Genomic DNA, 17,268 nt, shown 5'->3' with positions numbered 1-17,268 from the left:
AAAATATCATATAATTCGGAACTATTTCTCGGGTACGTATATTATTTCTCCATTTTCCAGTTCATAAGCTATCCCCACTTTTTTCCCTTTTTTACCTGTGGATTTCTCTTGGGATGGGGTATACTTATTTATTTTATTTCCTTCTTTGGTTATTATTTCCATGTCTTCTTTTCCCGGATTTTTAACAACGGTAAAATCTTCATTGGAAAATACTTCACCCATATTTAAATTCATAACCATGGCAACCATAAGGGCTACGGCAAAAACCATGGCTACATCAAATAGGTTTACGATAACACTAAGCGGATCGGTATCTTCTTCTTTTAGAAATCTGTTAATTCTTCTTCGCCTTTTCATCCTTAATTTACATTACCCGTTACTACTCTTGCTACATAATCTAAATTGTTAACTTCTTTTGCATACCATCGTTGTTTTACTTGTAAAGTTACTAATCCGATTGCGCTTACTACCAATCCCACCACAGTTGTTGCAAAAACTACTTGCATATTATACGCCATACCGGAAATATCCCCGGAAGACAGCCCAACCAGTGCAGGACTCATGGCTATCAGAGTACCGATTAAGCCTAAGACAGGCCCGAGTTTTGCAAGCATTTTTGATAAGGAAAGGTCTTTATCTACTTCATTTTCAAAATTGGAAATGGTATAATCGGCATAGGCTTCATGGGTGGTATTTTCCAATAATGTCCTTAAATATTTTATATACAAGGAGTTGTTTTTTGAAGGCAAGGATGCTTGTAAATCTTTTAATTTTTCTTGAGTAAGGTTTTCAATAACCGGATTTATCTTTTTATCGTTATTCCTTTTAACGATAAATTGATTGTAAAAGCTTCCTAACAGAAGCAATGAACGAGCGAATAATATTAGTAAGATGATGATATCGGGAATTAATAAACTATTCGCTACCCAAAATAATACTTTTGATATAATTTCCATATTTATTAGTTATTTTAATTTTTTCTTTTAGTGTTTAACAATTTTTCCATTTAGTTAACCTCCATTTAATTTTATTTCCTAAAAATCCTATTAGAAAAAAGAAAATGAATAGTCCCATCGATAAAAGTATATAGTTAACATTTATGGTTTCCTCTGATGTTTTATATACTATTTTTCCATCAACGGTTGTTATGAGGCCAAGTATACAAATGATTAAGCTCACCATAAAATGTATTTCAAGTCTTAAATCAAATTCCGGAATCAGTTTTTTAAGCGCTATGACAGCTAAAACCATACATAAGATAACGATTGATGCGTAAAGGATTGCCATGGTTAAAAAGTGGAAACCGGTAAAGGTAAATGCGGCTTGAGTCAATCCATAAAATAAAACTAAAAAAAGTAATATTCCCGGATAATATTTTAATATTAATCGAACTATCTTATGTTTTTTACTTCCAAACTGTCCCATTAATGCTGCAAAACAAAAAGCAAAACATACCGCCGATTCTACCGTAACCAGTACGGACATGTTTTGCATCATCACATGATCAGCTAAAAAATCTTCAATCTGTGTTTTAGATTGCTTAATGGCTAAGGGATAAATTAAAAGTATATAGACTGTGTATACTAGCATCATTAAGGCTATTTGCCCTATTTTCCAAAAACTTAGCTTAATAATGCTATTTAATAGGATAAGTGCCATTAATAAATGTATGATGAGTTCCATAAAATAATATCCTTTGATCTTAACCGTTTTTTCTTCTTTTCCTTATATACATTAATAGTGAAAGGGCAACAATGCTGATAACTGTAACTATAATTACTCCGTTAACTGCTGTTTTTTCTGATTTATTAACCCCTTTGGAAACTTCTTCTTTTTTCAAAACCATCCCCTCTTTAGAATCTGATGAAGATTCTCCTATTTTCATTTTAGTTACTTGTTGCTTATATTCTGTAGATTGCTGAGGTGTAACTTGGTTTGAAATATAATCTTGGAGTTTTTTATTATTTCCGGAAAATCCTGCTCCTGAATGTCCAAATTCTTTCACAACTTGTGTATGTACGAGGGCCGTTTGTTTTATTTGCTCTTCAGTAGCTTTCCACATCCCTTTTCTTGAGGTTTCAAGCATGATCGCTGTAATTTCTTCCAATGCTGCCGGACTCACTTTTTTGAAAAATTCTTTGGTTCCTAAATTGGTTTTATCGGTTACATAGGTATCATATATCTGATCCCACATTTCATTATCGATCACATCGGGCTTCATTACATTCCAACCGTAGGTATTGGTTATAATCTCTGTTATATCGGCTGCGCTGGATGCTCCCCCTTTCATCTTCTCTTTAATATAAGCCGGATTGAAGATGGTGGTACGAGCTTCTACTCCTATAGCTTCTTTCAATTCCTGTATTTTGAAATTAGTATGATTTCTGTAGTCTGCAAAATAGGCATCGGGATCTTTGCCTGTAACATTGCGAATGGCTAAATTCATTCCTCCCATAAACTCGTATACATGATCCAGACTTAAAGCTCCCCAGGTATTGCTTTGTCTTGGATGAACAACCATATCTGTATTTTTTAGTACAGCTTTTAGCAATCCCTTGTGAAAATCACCCCAATTTTTATCACTGCCGTATATTGCCCCCATATTATTTATATAGGTTTCTGCTATTTCTTTTTCATCTTCCCATTTATCTCCGCTGGTTACCATTTCTTGAATTCCTGTTCCATACATTCCGTTAACTCCACCGAATATTCGTTGCGTTGAAATCTGACGGGCTTCTTGAGGAGGTACCCCTTCATCGACTAAACTTTTTTCTATATCCAGAGTGCTTTGAGCTACTAGATTTTCATAGTTGGAATCTTTTGCAGATGCTGCCATTTCCACAGCTCGGGATAGTAATGCCAAACGGGAGGCTGCCAGATCTCTAAATTGTCCTGAAGTTTGCACCACTACGTCAATTCTTGGTCTTCCTAAATCTTTGGATTCAATTAGTTGTAGATCGGATACTCTTCCGAAGGCATCACGAACCGGTTCAACTCCCAGCATATATAAAACTTGCGCTATGGTTGTTCCTTCGCTTTCAATAAATTCACTGCTCCAAAAGGTATAATTAACTTTTTTAGGATACGTTCCATGCTTTGCTTTGTATTGTGCCAAGGTTGCATTAACAAGTTCCTTCCCTCTGTCCCATGCTATCTCGGTAGGAGTTGATTCTGCATTAATGGAATACAAATTTCTACCTGTAGGAACTCCGTTCGGATTCGCCACTGCATCTCCTCCTGAGGAAGGCTCAATATAGCCTCCGGATAGTGCATTGACTAATGCTTTAAATTCCAATTCCGGACTTTCTTCTAAGCTTTTTTCGTATTTTTTTATGTTGGTGATAGTTCTTTCTATTTCAACAATGGCTCTCGCTCTTGATTTTTGCTCTTTGGTATAAGTTATCTTTTTACCTGCCATTCCATGCATAGGCTTTTTCTTTGATTCCTTTGGAGCTGTATGTGCAACTTGTTGCGAAGAGGTATTTTTGGAATGACCTGGAGAATTTTCCATTTTAGAAGGTTTGCCTGCAGTACTTTTAGTACTTTTTTTAAACGTTCTTTTTGGAGGAGAAATAATCATTTTAGATTGTTCTAATTCTTTTTCATCAATTCCGGCAACGCTGCAAATAAATGCAGGACTCGCTTCTTTTCCTGATAAGATTTGATTAACTATATTTTTGGCTGCGTCTAAATATCTTTGTTTAAAATATACTTTATTTTTGAGTTGTTTTTCGGTTACTTTTCCTCTTTGTTTATCCAAGGCGGCCAGACTATAAGCAATTGGATCTGTACTCATTGCCTGAACGGTTGATATGATTTTATCTTTAGTATAAGGTATACCGGAAGTATAAAGATGCCCGGACATTTTCTCATTGGAAATTTCTTCGGCAAAATTTTCTATTCTTTCTATCTCCTCTAAATTATAAGGTTTTGTTGCTATACTATCTAAACGTAAATCTCTGTGCAATCCCATTTTTACCGCTATTTTCTTTACTTCTAGGGATGCTAATGGCTGATTGGATTCTTCTGATTTATAGTAATATTGTATCTTATCTTGCAATTCTTTAAATTGAGAACGGGTTTGGCTCTCCATAAATGCAGGAGTTAAATAAGATAGTAAGGTGGCGTAGGAACGTCTTTTAGCCATCATACTTTCTCCGATATTTCCTATGGTATAATAATAAAAATGTGGCAAGGTTCCAACTAGTCTGTCCGGCCAATCTTCATTACTCAGAGCAATTTGTTTTTGAGGGGTAAACTCAAGACTTCCGTGTGTCCCAAAATGAATCAATGCATCGGCTTGGAATCCGTGCTGTACCCAAAGATAGGACCCAATATAGGTATGAGGAGGAGCTGTTTTTGCTCCATGGATAATGGCAAAAGTATCATCTCCCAATCCTGCCATAGGTTGAGGTAATAGTACAATATTTCCGAATTGAACTCGTGAAACCGCTAAATAAGATTTTTCACCTATATTTTTACTCATGTAATTACCCGGAGCTTCTCCGTAAACCGCTGTAACTTCGGCATATTTTTCGGGGGTAAGTGTTTTTTTTGCCCAGTTTTCATATGTTGTTTTATCAATCAATTCGGGATTGCCATTTTTCAAGTATTCATCAAAAGCTCCTTGGGCGTAAGTACTCATTACAGAACCTTGGGTCATCAAGATTTTTTCAAAATCTTGTACATTTTCGGGTAAATTATCTACTTTATATCCTTCTTTTTTTAATCGTTTTAAAAAATTATAAAGTGAAGGAACGGTTTCCAGTCCTTGTGCGGTTAAGGATTCTTTACCCGGTCCTTTATAATAGTAGACGGCTATTTTTTTATCTTCATTTTTTTTATGTTTTAACTCTACAAAATTGTGAATAATTTGTACTAAATTTTGGAGTCTTTCGGGCACTGTTTTAAACAAATAAAGATTATTATTTGTTAATTCTTGGGTATTTAAAACGTATGGATATATAGATCCGTCCAATTCAGGCATAACTACACTTTGTGAGAGGAAACCTCCCATCATTCCCATGGGATCTTTAAGCCATTCTTCTTTAGTTTTTAATATGGTAAGTGGCGTAAAAACAGGAATATTTCTTTGTTTTAACCAGTTTACTGCTTCTTCTGCTTTTCCTAATGCTAGTCTTCCGTGTGCGAAATGTATAACTGCATCCGGTTGAATTTCCTTTAAAAATTCCAACCTCTCAAATGTGGAGGATACGGGATAAACGTTAAATCCTTTTTTTGGTAAAGAAACGAGTAAGCTGTCTAAATTATCTCTATTTCCACTATAGGGATCATTTAATCCACCCAAAATGACAACTTTGGGCGCGCCCTCTTTGTAAAAATTATTTTTCTTTAAGTAATTTTCGTATTCATTTACATTTTTAAAAGCCAAGTCTTCATTTATATGATACAATACATCTTCTGCTGTCTCAACTATGGGGCTCGGTTCCGTAACAAAAAATATCTTTTTATCTATGTTTTTACGTATATATCTGGCAAGGCTTTGATAATTTTTTTTGTTTCCACTATCCATAAAAGCTTCTACCGCTTTCATCCGGGTGCTGTCTAAATTGCACAGATTATTTTCGGGATTGGTTGCGCGGTATATATAAAAGGGTTTACCGTCTTGCATAATTTTTTTTAGCTGCTCCCTTTCTTCCGCAGATGCTTTCATTCCCATACCGAATCCTAAAATAAAGTCGTACTTTTTTAATTTAGATAAATCTTCTAAAGAGACTTCTTCGTATTGAATGAAGGGGTCTTTATTGGATTGAATGAGACTGGTGGTTTGAAATTTTTGAAAGTTTACTAAAGCTACTTTTGTTGGTGAGGCAGTTTTATTCCAAATGATCCAACTTGCCATTAGTAATACTAATAGACACACTATTATACTCAATAAGAGCTTCTTTTTTTTCATTTTCATAATATTTATGTAAGCCTGATTTTTCTTTGATAAACGTTTATTTGACAATGATTTTTTTGGTCGCTTTATGATCACCAACTTTGAATACGAGAATGTAAATTCCGGGTGTTAAGGCAGATAAATTCAGTTCTTTTGAATAAAAACCTGCTTGTCCCAAGATTTTATCTTCGTACATTTTCTTACCACTTAAGCTATATATGGATAATTCTGCTTTATTTGCATTGGAATTTTTAATATCATATAGTAAGGTAGCCGTTTTATTTACTATTGGATTAGGATAAACCGTAAAAGAGGAATGATCTGTCAATTCTTCTATCCCTAAGTTATTTATTTTTTTGTACGTGAAATTGATAGTTCCTGTAGCTGCTCCTCCAAAATCAGTAAACCATAATTCATATAAGCTCGTTGTATGATCTTTTTCTGTTTTAACGTAATATTTATTTTTTGGAATCACGTATGAATAACCGGATAATTCCTTCCATCGGTCTCCTATGGTATTAATATCTTTTTTAAAATTTTCATTTTGAAGTTCAGTTTGGTCGCCTTCCAATTTTTTAGCAACGGCAACGTGGGTGTTTTGTAACGCTCCTGTTACAGAAACATAATCTATGTTTTTATAGAACGAAGTATATTTTGTAAAAAGCAAATCCCAATCTGCATCCAAGGGAATTGTATCTACCAATTTATTATTTTTCAATGAATAATAGTTAAACATTTTTCCTTCACCTGTGGAATTTAAAATAGTAAAGGATCGATCTGAACTCCATGAAGTTCCTTCCCAAATGGCATATTTACATGTATATCCTTTAAAATAATCTTCAATGATAAATTTCATAAGAGTTCCATCGTCATATTCTAATACAAATATGATAGAACCCACTACATGATGGGTGGGCATAAAATATTCTCCCCATCCGTAGGTTGCCGAACCGTTATCGAACGCTCCTTTTTCCCATTTAACCTCGCTATTATATAATTTTTTCCATTGTTGTTTTTTAGATACATCAATAGTATTCCAATCTGAAGCTGCATTTGCTGCTTCATAAACTTTAATGCGTGCATCATTCACGCGAGTAGCAAAACTTCTGGCATCTTTTCTTAGAAAAGCTAAGTCCCAATCTTTTGTGGGAAGGGTAATTTGATTATTAGAACCCAATTGAAAATATACTTGTTGGGTATAAGAAGAGCCTAAGGAAAGAGCGATATTTTTTTCTTGAGCATGTACGGTAACTTGTACCATAAACCATACTATAAGCAGTATAGTCCTTTTCATAATCAATAGATTTAAGTTTTTATTCTATTTTTATTTAGGGCAAATATAATTATTATTTAGATTTATTCTCAATAATATTTAGATTTATTCTAAATTATTTTTACTTTTGCTAAAAAAACTATGAAAAAGAATAGCTCCAATAAGTTCTTTTTATTATATATATCTCTGATTTTAAGTAATTTATCTTATTCTCAAGAGACTAATGACAAAAAAAATAAAGTAAAGGATATTGACGAAATTGTGGTAACAGGTCAATATCATCAACAAAGTGTTGATAAATCTATATATCAAGTTGAGGTCATATCCCAAGAAGATATTAAAAACAGAGCAGCATCCAATATATCGGACATTTTAAGTTATTATCTTAATTTTAATACTCTACCCAACAGTAAAAACGGGGATTCTGAAGCTTCTCTTTTCGGTTTGGATGGTCAATATTTCAAAGTATTGATAGATAATATTCCTATGGTGAGTGATTATGGAATGGGCTCCAATGTTGATTTAACCAAAATTAATTTAGATAATGTGGAACGGATCGAGATTGTGAGAGGGAGTATGGGTACGGATTACGGTTCTAATTCTCTGACGGGAATTGTCAATATCATAACCCGTAAAAAAATCAATTCTCAATGGAAAGTTTCCGGTTATGTACAAGAGGAAACGGTAGGTAAAGAATATGATTGGAAAGAACAGGGAAGACATATTCAGTCATTAGATATTTCTCATTCTTTATCAGATAAATGGTTCTTATCTTTAGGAGCAAATCGTAATGATTTTAAAGGTTTTTTTGGAAACAAAAAGGGTAAAAGATATTATGAGAATGATGGTAATAGAGGATATGAATGGCTTCCAAAGGAACAATGGAACTCTAATGCTCTTATCAATTATAAAACTACTGATTTTAATGCTTTTTATAATTTACAATTCTTAAATGAGTTAACTAATTATTATAATCCTATCGTTGATTATAGGGCATTGTCTGAAGGTGGTCTTTTTACTTATGCTTCTAAGGATCGAAATTTTAAAACAGATCGTTGGCTTCATCATCTTTTTTTAAGTGCCAAACTTTTCAATTATCTAACTTATAACGGAGATTTTTCTTATCAAAAACAAAGTAGAAAAAGTAGGGATTATACGTATGATATTGGTATGAGAGAGGTTTTTGGAAAGAAAGATGCCTATAAAAAATATGCCGGAACTGATGCTTGGTACACTCGCGGAACTTTTAGTTCTCCTTCCCTTAGTAAAATATTATCTTATCAAATTGGCTATGAATTTAATTTTAATGAAGGATTAAGATCTGCTAATTCCAGTTCGATTGGAGGAATGAACACTTCCGGCTTTCAAGAAGATTTGAAAAAACATTTAGACAATTATGATGTGTTTGGATCTGCTGAAATCAAGGCAAATCCGGACCTATATTTAAAACCCGGATTCCGAGCGAGTTTTAATACAAAATTTGATAATCAGTATTCTTATTCACTGGCTATGAAATATCAACTATCTCCTAATTCTAATTTTCGAACGGAAGTTACTTCGACCAATCGAACTCCTAATTTTGACGAATTGTATACGTATTTTGTAGATACTAATCATAATGTACAGGGAAATGAAAATTTAGTTCCCGAAAAAGGGTACTCCAGCTCCATTTATTGGAATCAGAAATTTAAATCTAAAGATAATTTTAAAGGTGATATCACGCTAAGTACGTTATATATTAATTTAAAAGACAAAATTGAACTTGCAACGGTTAATATGCAACCGTTAGAATATAAATATTTGAATGTGGATAAATTTAAAACATGGGGTGTACAACTCAATTCAAATATGAGAATTCAGAATTTTCATTTTAACCTGAATGCTTCTTATTTTGGAGTTTCTCGAACGTTAGAAGACAATATCAACGGAATTCCTATTACAACTCCTGATAATGATTATTTGTATACCTTCCAACTAAACTCCAATGTTAATTATACAATTAAGAAATGGGATACTACTTTTTCTCTTTTTTATAAATATAACGGAAAAGAATCTTCTTATGTATTAGATTCTAAAACTGATTCTTATTACTTGGGAAAACAAGATGATTTTAATTTATTAGATTTTTCGGTTAGGAAATCATTGTTTAACAAATTTATAGAACTTACGGCAGGGGTAAGAAATATTTTTGATGTTAAGAAAGTAAATACTACTGCTGCACAAGCAGGAGCTCACGACGGACCTGTAAAAAGTATCAATTTATTTTATGGTAGATCGTACTTCGCTAAACTTGGTTTTAATTTTAATATATAAATGATGAAAAAATATTTTTTACCTATACTCATTTCTTTTATTGTTCTGTTAAGTTGCAAAGAAGATGATAGTCCTATCGTGGTTCCTCAACCGGGAGCTACTTTAGATGTTCCCGTTGGCGGCCCTACCGAACCTAATCAAGTTTGGGTTGATCTGGATCAAAACCGTATGAATGTAAATCAAAGGGATTCTTGGGATTTTGGATTTTATGGTGGGAATAAATTCCGTGTTATTTTAAATAATTCTACGTTAATGGCTGCTGGTAAATTGAATACTACTTCGATAGATGAAGTGAACGAATCTGATATCGCTTCTATGAAATCGGTAGTAACGGTAGGTAATTTTAAAGCGGATAATGTGCAGTATGTTGATGATATTATGGGAAATTATTTGGAGCGCACCGCCATTGATGAAATAAGCGAAAAAGATGAAGAAAATCATGTGTATCTTGTCAATATGGGGTATTCAGTATTTACAGGGAACACGAATGATTTAAAGGTTGTAGGAGAACACAGAGGATGGAAAAAAATTAGGGTCCTTCGTAATGATTCTAACAGTTATAAAATTCAATTTGCAGATATAAATGATACTACGCATAAAGAAATGATAGTTAAAAAGGATAAAGAGTATCTTTTTTCTTATTTAAGTTTATCCGTTGGCATCGTCAAAGTTCAGCCTGCCAAAAACTTGTGGGATCTATGCTTTACAGTTTTCATAAATGAAAATAAAGGACATGGTACGTATACTTTTTCTGATTTTGTGACCATAAATACGATGAATAACACCGGAGCCTATCAAGCAAATATATCTGATGTGGGAAGTTATGAAGATTTTACTAAGGAAAAAGTTGATTATACTAAATTCGTTTATAATGATCACAGAGTTATTGGCTCCAGTTGGAGAACAACGTATGGAGGGGCTAAGGTATTTACGGATCGGTTTTATGTTCTTAAAGATTCTAAAGGCAATTTATTTAAACTCAAATTTTTAAATATGACGGATAAGGATGGACGAAGAGGATATCCGAAATTCGAATACAAATTACTCACTAATTAATTGCTCTTTATTTACAGGTTGTTGGTTTTTCAACAACCTGTTTTTTTATTTATTTTTATTATTTATTTCTTTGCTGTAAGCATATAGGGTATTTTTCAAGAGCATGGCTCTGGTCATAGGCCCCACACCTCCGGGAACCGGAGTTATCCAAGATGCTTTTTTTGATACTTCTTCAAAATCAACATCTCCTGCTAAATAGTACCCTTTTTCGTGTGTGGAATCCTCAACTTTAGTAATTCCAACATCAACAATAACCGCTCCTTGTTTAATCATGTCTGCTTTTAAAAAGTGGGGAACTCCTAAAGCGGTTATAATAATATCTGCATTTCTAGTATGTTTAGGTATATCAACTGTTTTAGAGTGTACTAAAGTAACCGTCGCATCCCCTGGATTTCCTTTTCGGCTTAGAAGAATACTCATCGGACGCCCAACTATCCTGCTTCTGCCAATTACAACCACTTCTTTGCCCTCGGTTGGAATGTTATATCTGGACAGCATTTCCATAATTCCGTAAGGAGTTGCGGGTAAAAAACTTTCAATTTCTAAAGCCATTTTTCCAAAATTTACGGGATGAAAACCATCGACGTCTTTATCCGGATTTATAGCCGTTATAATTTTTTCTTGATTTATATGTTTGGGAAGAGGTAATTGAACTATAAATCCGTCCAATCCTTCCGTTTCATTAAGTTTTTTTACTTCCTCAAGTAATTCATCTTCTGTTACAGTACTTTTAAGTTTTAATAAGGAAGATTTAAAACCTACTGCTTGACAATCTTTAATTTTATTGTTTACATAGGTTACACTTGCAGCATTTTCGCCCACAAGAACAGCTAATAAGTGGGGTTGACGATGCCCTTGGTTTACATATTGGATTACTTCTTCTTTAATTTCTTGTTTTATTTGCTTAGATAATTTAATACCTTCCAATATATTAGCCATATTTTTAATTTTAAAAGTGATACAAATGTAAAAATTAACTTCTAAATGATAGAATTATATCAATTATTTTTATCTGATTTATCAATCAAATATTTTTTCTTATTTACATACATGTAATAGAAATTTGGATAAAAATAATTTAATTATTATAGTATAATTGTATTACTTAACTATACGATAAAATAGACTTTTAAAAATATTGTAAGGAAATTTGCTTATGAAATTAAGTAAGATTATTAGTAAATATTATTCTTTTAATCTGGCTATTACCCGTTCTCCTCCATCAGATATAATATCTCCTACTTTAACTAAAATTTCAGTTCCTAAAGGAAGAAACACATCCATTCTAGAGCCGAATTTTATAAAACCGAAATCTTTTCCTGCTTGAGCCGTATCTCCTATTTGAGAATAAATTACTATCCTTCGAGCCATTGCTCCTGCAATTTGTCTAAAAAGAATTTTTTGTTTTTGTTCCGTTTCTACAGCAACTGTAGTTCGTTCGTTTAATTCAGAAGATTTTTCATGCCAGGCAACTAAAAATTTACCCGGATGGTATTTCTTAAATATAACTTTTCCGCTTACCGGATATCTGCAAACGTGTACATTTAAAGGAGACATAAAAATAGATACTTGGATGCAATTGGTTTTAAGAAATTCTTTTTCATAAACTTCTTTCACAATTACCACCTTTCCATCTACAGGTGCAATAATTTCATTTGCCTTTGCTTCATAGCTTCTTATCGGATTTCTGAAAAACCAAACAATAAAAAATGATAATACCAGAACCGGTACCGCTATTATAAGTCCCCAATAGTTAAGAAAATAAATGGAAAGGATACTTATTAGTATGCTTACTATTAAACTAATACCTATAATGGTTTTACCTTCTTTGTGTAACCTCATACAATAGTATTTATTAAATAATAGGCAAATATAGCAGGGATGCAAAAGATAAAACTATCTAATCGATCCAATACTCCGCCATGTCCGGGAATTAAATTTCCGGAATCTTTAACTTTAAATTTTCTTTTCAGCTTAGATTCGGCCAGATCACCTATTGGTGCAAATATAGCTATAATTATACTTATTACAATCCAATTCCCACGTAAACCCGGCTCCACATATTCGATTACTAATCCTGCTATTATAGTAGACACTATTCCTCCGATTAACCCTTCAACGGATTTGTTGGGTGAAATCTTGGGAGCTAGTTTCCGTTTACCGAATTTACTGCCTATTAGATAAGCAAAGCTGTCACTTATCCAAAGTAATAAAAAGACATAAAATATTTCGGGAGTTAAAGGATTAGTACTCCGAGGTATAGCCAGACTCAATCCAAAAGGTATACTTAAATATGCTGTTGTGAATATGAGTTTTGCACTGTCCGTATAGAGCTCATCAGAAAAATAAAATAGAGTTATGATGGATAGGCAAAATAAAATTAAAATAAGAATATATCTCCAATAGAGTAACCGTAAACTAAAACTGCTGTTAAAAAAATTTTGAGTGAAAGTATAATATACAACACCTATTAAGACAAAGGTTAAAAGTTTATATATAAAATTTGAATATTTTAAAAGCTTTACAGTTTCAAAACTGCACCCTAATAAAAATAAGGTAAGCAAAGCATATAATAAATAGGAGGAATTTATTTTTAAGTCAAAGTAAATATAAAGTATGTCGGATAGAAAATGAGTGGTGCATAAAAAAATAAGCAGCACATAGACAAGACCTGATAAGGCACGGACAAATATTGTTTTCACCAGTTTTAAAAATTATTCTTCAACTAAAAGTAAATATAGTTTTTTAGCTGTAGATATACTACTAAATCCTTGTACTTGATTGCCATGTATTGAAGTAATATTGGAAGGAATATTATTCTTTTTAGCATATCTTATCTTAGCTAATCCTACACTTGAGGAAGAGATGATTTGACCTGGAGTAGCCCAAACTATAATTTTTTTGGGTAAATCCGTTTTTTTTAAGTGATAGGTTTGATCTGAAGAAATCATTATGGAACCATCCAAAGCTACTAAGTACTCACAATTAATGAGGGCAATATCTTGATCGCCTGTACTTTGTGTTGAATAATTGCAATCTAATTGATTAATCATAGATATTAGTTTAGGTTCTACACATAAGACTTCACTAATATCTTCATTCTTAAGTATTTCTTGTAAATAAAATAAAGATTCTTCCTGATTTTCACAGTAAAAGAACATCCCTCCTCCTGCTTTAAATTTCCTAGCAAATGCTACATCCTCTTCTTCTCCTTCATTGTAAAAATCTAGATTAGTAGTTTCTTCTTTGTTTTTTTTTCCAAATATTTTGTTAAGAAATCCCATTCACTTTTTAGCACTTAAAAATCAAAATTATTATCAAATCAAATATATAAAAAACTTTTTATTTTATATGTTGTTTAGAATTTATCAAAATACTTGCCATTATTCGGATTTTGATTCACTATTTTGATCATTTTCTTTAAGGCTTTCCTCTTCTATTTCTTCTGAAAAAGTTTCTTCATCAAATTTTCTTTTACCGAAAATTTCTTCTAAATCTTCTTTAAATATTACTTCTTTTTCTAATAATTTATTAGCTAATCTAGTTAATTTATCTTTGTTATCTGATAAGATCTGAACAGCTCTTTTATATTGCGATTCTATGATCTTTGATATTTCTTTGTCAATAGTTTCAGCAGTAACTTCTGAATAAGGCTTTGTAAAGCCATATTCGTTGCCTGAGCTATCATAATAAGAAATATTCCCTATTTGATCACTCAATCCGTAAATGGTTACCATCGCATTGGCTTGCTTTGTTACGCGCTCTAAATCGGACAAAGCTCCGGTTGATATATTATTAAATATTACCTCTTCTGCAGCTCTTCCCCCTAAAGTAGCACATATTTCATCTAACATTTGTTCCGTGGTTGTCAATTGCCTTTCTTCAGGAAGATACCAAGCGGCTCCTAATGAGCGTCCTCTTGGAACAATAGTTACTTTTAATAATGGAGCTGCATGTTCAACCATCCAGCTGATGGTAGCATGTCCTGCTTCGTGAAAAGCAACTCTCTTTTTCTCATGCGGCTTAATTACTTTATTCTTTTTCTCTAAACCTCCGATAATTCTATCCACAGAATCTAAGAAATCTTGCTTTCCTACACTTTCTTTTCCTTTACGTGCTGCTATTAAAGCCGCTTCGTTACATACATTGGCAATATCTGCTCCACTAAATCCGGGAGTTTGTTTAGCCAAGAAATCGACATCTAGATCTTCATCTAATTTTAAAGGTTTCAAATGAACTTGGAAAATCTCTTTTCTTTCATTTAAATCCGGTAAATCAACATAAATGGATCTGTCAAAACGGCCCGGACGCATCAATGCCTTGTCTAATATATCTGCTCGGTTGGTTGCTGCTAATACGATAACACTGGTATTTGTTCCAAAACCATCCATTTCTGTTAGCAACTGATTTAACGTGTTTTCTCTTTCATCGTTAGATCCGGTAATATTGTTTTTACCTCTGGCTCTACCGATAGCATCAATTTCATCTATAAATATAATTGAAGGTGATTTTTCTTTAGCTTGTCTGAACAAATCTCTTACCCTGGAAGCCCCCACCCCCACAAACATTTCGACAAAGTCTGAACCTGATAAAGAGAAAAAGGGAACTTTAGCTTCTCCGGCTACCGCTTTAGCTAATAAAGTTTTACCGGTTCCCGGAGGCCCTACTAATAAAGCACCTTTAGGTATTTTACCTCCTAATTTGGTATATTTTTGAGGATTTTTTAAAAAATCAACAATTTCTTCCACTTCTTCTTTTGCTCCTTCCAATCCTGCTACATCTTTAAATGTAACTCGAACATTATCATTTTCATCAAAAAGTTTAGCTTTGGAGCGACCGATATTAAAGATTTGTCCTCCTCCTCCGGCACTTCCTCCGGCCATCTTACGAAATAAGAAAAACCATATTAGTGCAAAGAAAAGAATTGGTAATAATAATTGAATAAATACATCTCCCCATTGACTAGGGTTTTCAAATTCTAAGTTGGTATTTAAATTATAATTTGCTTTGTCTTCATTGAATCTTTTTTCAAAAAGTTGTTTGTCTCCTGCTATGAATGAAAATTGTGGAGAATCAGAAAGTTGTTTAAATGGACTGAATCCTTGATTGTCCATATTATAAACTTCAGGATTCTTCATTGCTTCCTGTGTCAAATATACTTTTACCTCAGAAGAGCCGTTAACAAATACTACATTTTTAACGTAACCTTTTTCTAAGTAGCTGAAAAATTTAGCAGAATCTATTTTTACGTCTTTTCCGGAATTTAAAAATTCTTGAGATACTAATAGTATAGCAAATATGATAAGTATACCATAAAACCAATTAAACGAAAATGGTTTGTTATCTTTTTTCTTTTTATTATTTTTATTATTTGTTTCCAAAATTAAGTCTGATTTTTTATAATTATCGGATTATGTATATGTATAAGATCTTATTTGTCCGGATTAGGAATTCTGGTTATTTCCACATCACCCCATAAATTTTCTAAATCATAATATTCTCTGTATTCGGGTTGAAAAATATGAACAACTATAGATACGTAATCCATTAAAACCCATTGTTGATTATCAACTCCTTCAATATGCCAAGGCTTGTCTTTAGTATTTTTTCTTACGAATCTTTCCACAGAATTGGAAATTGCGGAAACTTGAGTATTAGTTCCCCCCGTGCATATGACAAAATAATCTGTAATTGTATTTTCTAATTTGGTAAAGTTCAAAATAGTTATATCGTATCCTTTAACTTCTTCTATCCCTTTTATAATATTTTCTAATAATTCTTTTTTTTCGATCTGTGTATCAGTCATCTATTCTATTTCTAGTATAATGTGTCTTTTATAAAATGTAATGAATCTATGCAAAAATAATCAATTTATCACTTATATTAATTATAATTTAATAATTTTATCATTTAATTGTATTTGTCAAATCTTATGCCATTAGAATATTTTGATAAAATTGGTTCTACTAACGATTTTGTCAGAGAAAACATAAAGCAATATTCAACTAATTTCCACGGTGTATTTTCTTTTAATCAAACGAAAGGAAGAGGTGTTAATGGTCATCAATGGATGTTCGAACCCGGTAAAAATATTGCTATGACATTTTGTCTTACCACCCCTTCCATTCCTAATAATTATCTTAGTTTTTGGGTAGCCATTCGGGTATGTTTATTCATAAAAAAAATTACAAAAACTGATGCCTTAATTAAATGGCCTAATGATATTTTAATTAATAAAAAAAAAGTCTGTGGAATTTTAATTGAAAAATCAGGAAACACGTTTATTGTAGGAATTGGAATTAATGTTCTTCAAAAAGAATTCACGGGAATTCCTCATGCTTCTTCCTTATTTACTTTTTCTTCTCAAAATTATAACTTAACGGAATTGGTTCATGGTTTAATGAAAGATTTTGAAAATAATTTCCATTTACTTGATGATCCCTTGTATCTTCTTTCCAATTATAACGAATATCTGTTTGGTAAAGGAAAAGTACTGGCTTTTAAAATAGGCGACTCCATTAAAAACGGAATTATTCAAAAAGTTGAAGAAGACGGACTTTTAGAGGTTAGAATTGAAAATAAGGGGATTATGAAATTTAGAATCAAAGAAATTGAATTTTTATATTAAATTATATAAATTTTGTTTAATACTTGTGAATAATAAATTATTTCAAATAGTTATAATACTTTTTTTTTAATTATATTTACATAAATTTAAAAATAA

The 17,268-nt window shown here is 32.3% G+C and carries 14 protein-coding genes; 3 read left to right on the top strand and 11 right to left on the bottom strand.

Annotation, left to right across the window (positions count from 1 at the left end):
* Positions 1-21: 21 nt before the first annotated feature.
* Genes C4S75_RS03405 through C4S75_RS03385 form a run of 5 tightly spaced genes read right to left on the bottom strand, consistent with a single transcriptional unit; the run spans position 22 to position 7,196 of the window.
* Positions 22-357 (bottom strand): DUF2149 domain-containing protein, encoded by a 336-nt coding sequence (locus C4S75_RS03405; RefSeq protein WP_105296926.1) that lies wholly within the window; start codon positions 355-357, stop codon positions 22-24.
* Positions 358-359: 2 nt separating this feature from the next.
* Complete coding sequence (locus tag C4S75_RS03400; RefSeq protein WP_105296925.1) at positions 360-956, bottom strand: MotA/TolQ/ExbB proton channel family protein; 597 nt, start codon at positions 954-956, stop codon at positions 360-362.
* Between the two features lie 34 nt (positions 957-990).
* Entirely contained in the window at positions 991-1,659 is a 669-nt protein-coding gene (locus tag C4S75_RS03395) for a hypothetical protein (RefSeq protein ID WP_105296924.1), read from the bottom strand.
* A 43-nt stretch (positions 1,660-1,702) separates the two neighbouring features.
* Positions 1,703-5,917, bottom strand: a complete 4,215-nt coding sequence (locus C4S75_RS03390; protein ID WP_105296996.1) for a cobaltochelatase subunit CobN — start codon at positions 5,915-5,917, stop codon at positions 1,703-1,705.
* A gap of 43 nt (positions 5,918-5,960) precedes the next feature.
* The gene (locus C4S75_RS03385; RefSeq protein WP_105296923.1) at positions 5,961-7,196 is read right to left on the bottom strand and encodes a T9SS type A sorting domain-containing protein; all 1,236 of its coding nucleotides are present in this window, start codon (positions 7,194-7,196) and stop codon (positions 5,961-5,963) included.
* Positions 7,197-7,316: 120 nt separating this feature from the next.
* Between C4S75_RS03385 and C4S75_RS03380 the strand changes: the two genes are divergently transcribed.
* Together C4S75_RS03380 and C4S75_RS03375 are read left to right on the top strand one after the other, a co-directional pair.
* Positions 7,317-9,488 carry a TonB-dependent siderophore receptor gene (locus C4S75_RS03380; protein WP_105296922.1) on the top strand — a complete coding sequence of 724 codons (2,172 nt, stop codon included), beginning with the start codon at positions 7,317-7,319 and terminating at the stop codon, positions 9,486-9,488.
* Between the two features lie 3 nt (positions 9,489-9,491).
* Complete coding sequence (locus C4S75_RS03375; RefSeq protein ID WP_158254205.1) at positions 9,492-10,544, top strand: HmuY family protein; 1,053 nt, start codon at positions 9,492-9,494, stop codon at positions 10,542-10,544.
* Positions 10,545-10,589: 45 nt separating this feature from the next.
* Here C4S75_RS03375 and C4S75_RS03370 read toward each other — a convergent pair whose 3' ends face one another.
* The 6 genes from C4S75_RS03370 to rsfS form a co-directional block, all read right to left on the bottom strand.
* Positions 10,590-11,483, bottom strand: a complete 894-nt coding sequence (locus tag C4S75_RS03370; RefSeq protein WP_105296920.1) for a bifunctional 5,10-methylenetetrahydrofolate dehydrogenase/5,10-methenyltetrahydrofolate cyclohydrolase — start codon at positions 11,481-11,483, stop codon at positions 10,590-10,592.
* Positions 11,484-11,729: 246 nt separating this feature from the next.
* A complete protein-coding gene (locus tag C4S75_RS03365) occupies positions 11,730-12,386 on the bottom strand; it encodes a phosphatidylserine decarboxylase family protein (protein WP_105296919.1) in 657 nt (218 codons plus the stop codon).
* Positions 12,383-13,246: a phosphatidate cytidylyltransferase gene (locus C4S75_RS03360; protein WP_158254204.1), complete on the bottom strand. Its 864-nt coding sequence runs from the start codon at positions 13,244-13,246 to the stop codon at positions 12,383-12,385. The genes C4S75_RS03365 and C4S75_RS03360 overlap by 4 nt, the downstream gene beginning before the upstream one ends.
* 12 nt (positions 13,247-13,258) lie before the next feature.
* The gene (locus C4S75_RS03355) at positions 13,259-13,828 is read right to left on the bottom strand and encodes a hypothetical protein (protein ID WP_105296917.1); all 570 of its coding nucleotides are present in this window, start codon (positions 13,826-13,828) and stop codon (positions 13,259-13,261) included.
* 99 nt (positions 13,829-13,927) lie between these two features.
* Entirely contained in the window at positions 13,928-15,925 is a 1,998-nt protein-coding gene (gene ftsH, locus C4S75_RS03350) for an ATP-dependent zinc metalloprotease FtsH (protein WP_185116732.1), read from the bottom strand.
* Between the two features lie 50 nt (positions 15,926-15,975).
* A complete protein-coding gene (gene rsfS, locus C4S75_RS03345) occupies positions 15,976-16,350 on the bottom strand; it encodes a ribosome silencing factor (protein WP_105296916.1) in 375 nt (124 codons plus the stop codon).
* 126 nt (positions 16,351-16,476) lie between these two features.
* Between rsfS and C4S75_RS03340 the strand changes: the two genes are divergently transcribed.
* The gene (locus C4S75_RS03340; protein WP_105296915.1) at positions 16,477-17,172 is read left to right on the top strand and encodes a biotin--[acetyl-CoA-carboxylase] ligase; all 696 of its coding nucleotides are present in this window, start codon (positions 16,477-16,479) and stop codon (positions 17,170-17,172) included.
* Positions 17,173-17,268 lie beyond the last annotated feature (96 nt).

The organism is Apibacter sp. wkB309, from assembly GCF_002964915.1.
Lineage (GTDB): Bacteria > Bacteroidota > Bacteroidia > Flavobacteriales > Weeksellaceae > Apibacter.
Note: the sequence above shows the minus strand (reverse complement) of the source record. Positions and strands in the feature narration are given on the sequence as shown.

Coding starts and splice junctions, on each gene's coding strand:
- C4S75_RS03400 (WP_105296925.1), bottom strand. CDS start 956: ATGGAAATTATATCAAAAGTATTATTTTGGGTAGCGAATAGTTTATTA.
- C4S75_RS03405 (WP_105296926.1), bottom strand. CDS start 357: ATGAAAAGGCGAAGAAGAATTAACAGATTTCTAAAAGAAGAAGATACC.
- C4S75_RS03395 (WP_105296924.1), bottom strand. CDS start 1,659: ATGGCACTTATCCTATTAAATAGCATTATTAAGCTAAGTTTTTGGAAA.
- C4S75_RS03380 (WP_105296922.1), top strand. CDS start 7,317: ATGAAAAAGAATAGCTCCAATAAGTTCTTTTTATTATATATATCTCTG.
- C4S75_RS03365 (WP_105296919.1), bottom strand. CDS start 12,386: ATGAGGTTACACAAAGAAGGTAAAACCATTATAGGTATTAGTTTAATA.
- C4S75_RS03340 (WP_105296915.1), top strand. CDS start 16,477: ATGCCATTAGAATATTTTGATAAAATTGGTTCTACTAACGATTTTGTC.
- C4S75_RS03370 (WP_105296920.1), bottom strand. CDS start 11,483: ATGGCTAATATATTGGAAGGTATTAAATTATCTAAGCAAATAAAACAA.
- rsfS (WP_105296916.1), bottom strand. CDS start 16,350: ATGACTGATACACAGATCGAAAAAAAAGAATTATTAGAAAATATTATA.
- C4S75_RS03390 (WP_105296996.1), bottom strand. CDS start 5,917: ATGAAAAAAAAGAAGCTCTTATTGAGTATAATAGTGTGTCTATTAGTA.
- C4S75_RS03355 (WP_105296917.1), bottom strand. CDS start 13,828: ATGGGATTTCTTAACAAAATATTTGGAAAAAAAAACAAAGAAGAAACT.
- C4S75_RS03375 (WP_158254205.1), top strand. CDS start 9,492: ATGAAAAAATATTTTTTACCTATACTCATTTCTTTTATTGTTCTGTTA.
- C4S75_RS03385 (WP_105296923.1), bottom strand. CDS start 7,196: ATGAAAAGGACTATACTGCTTATAGTATGGTTTATGGTACAAGTTACC.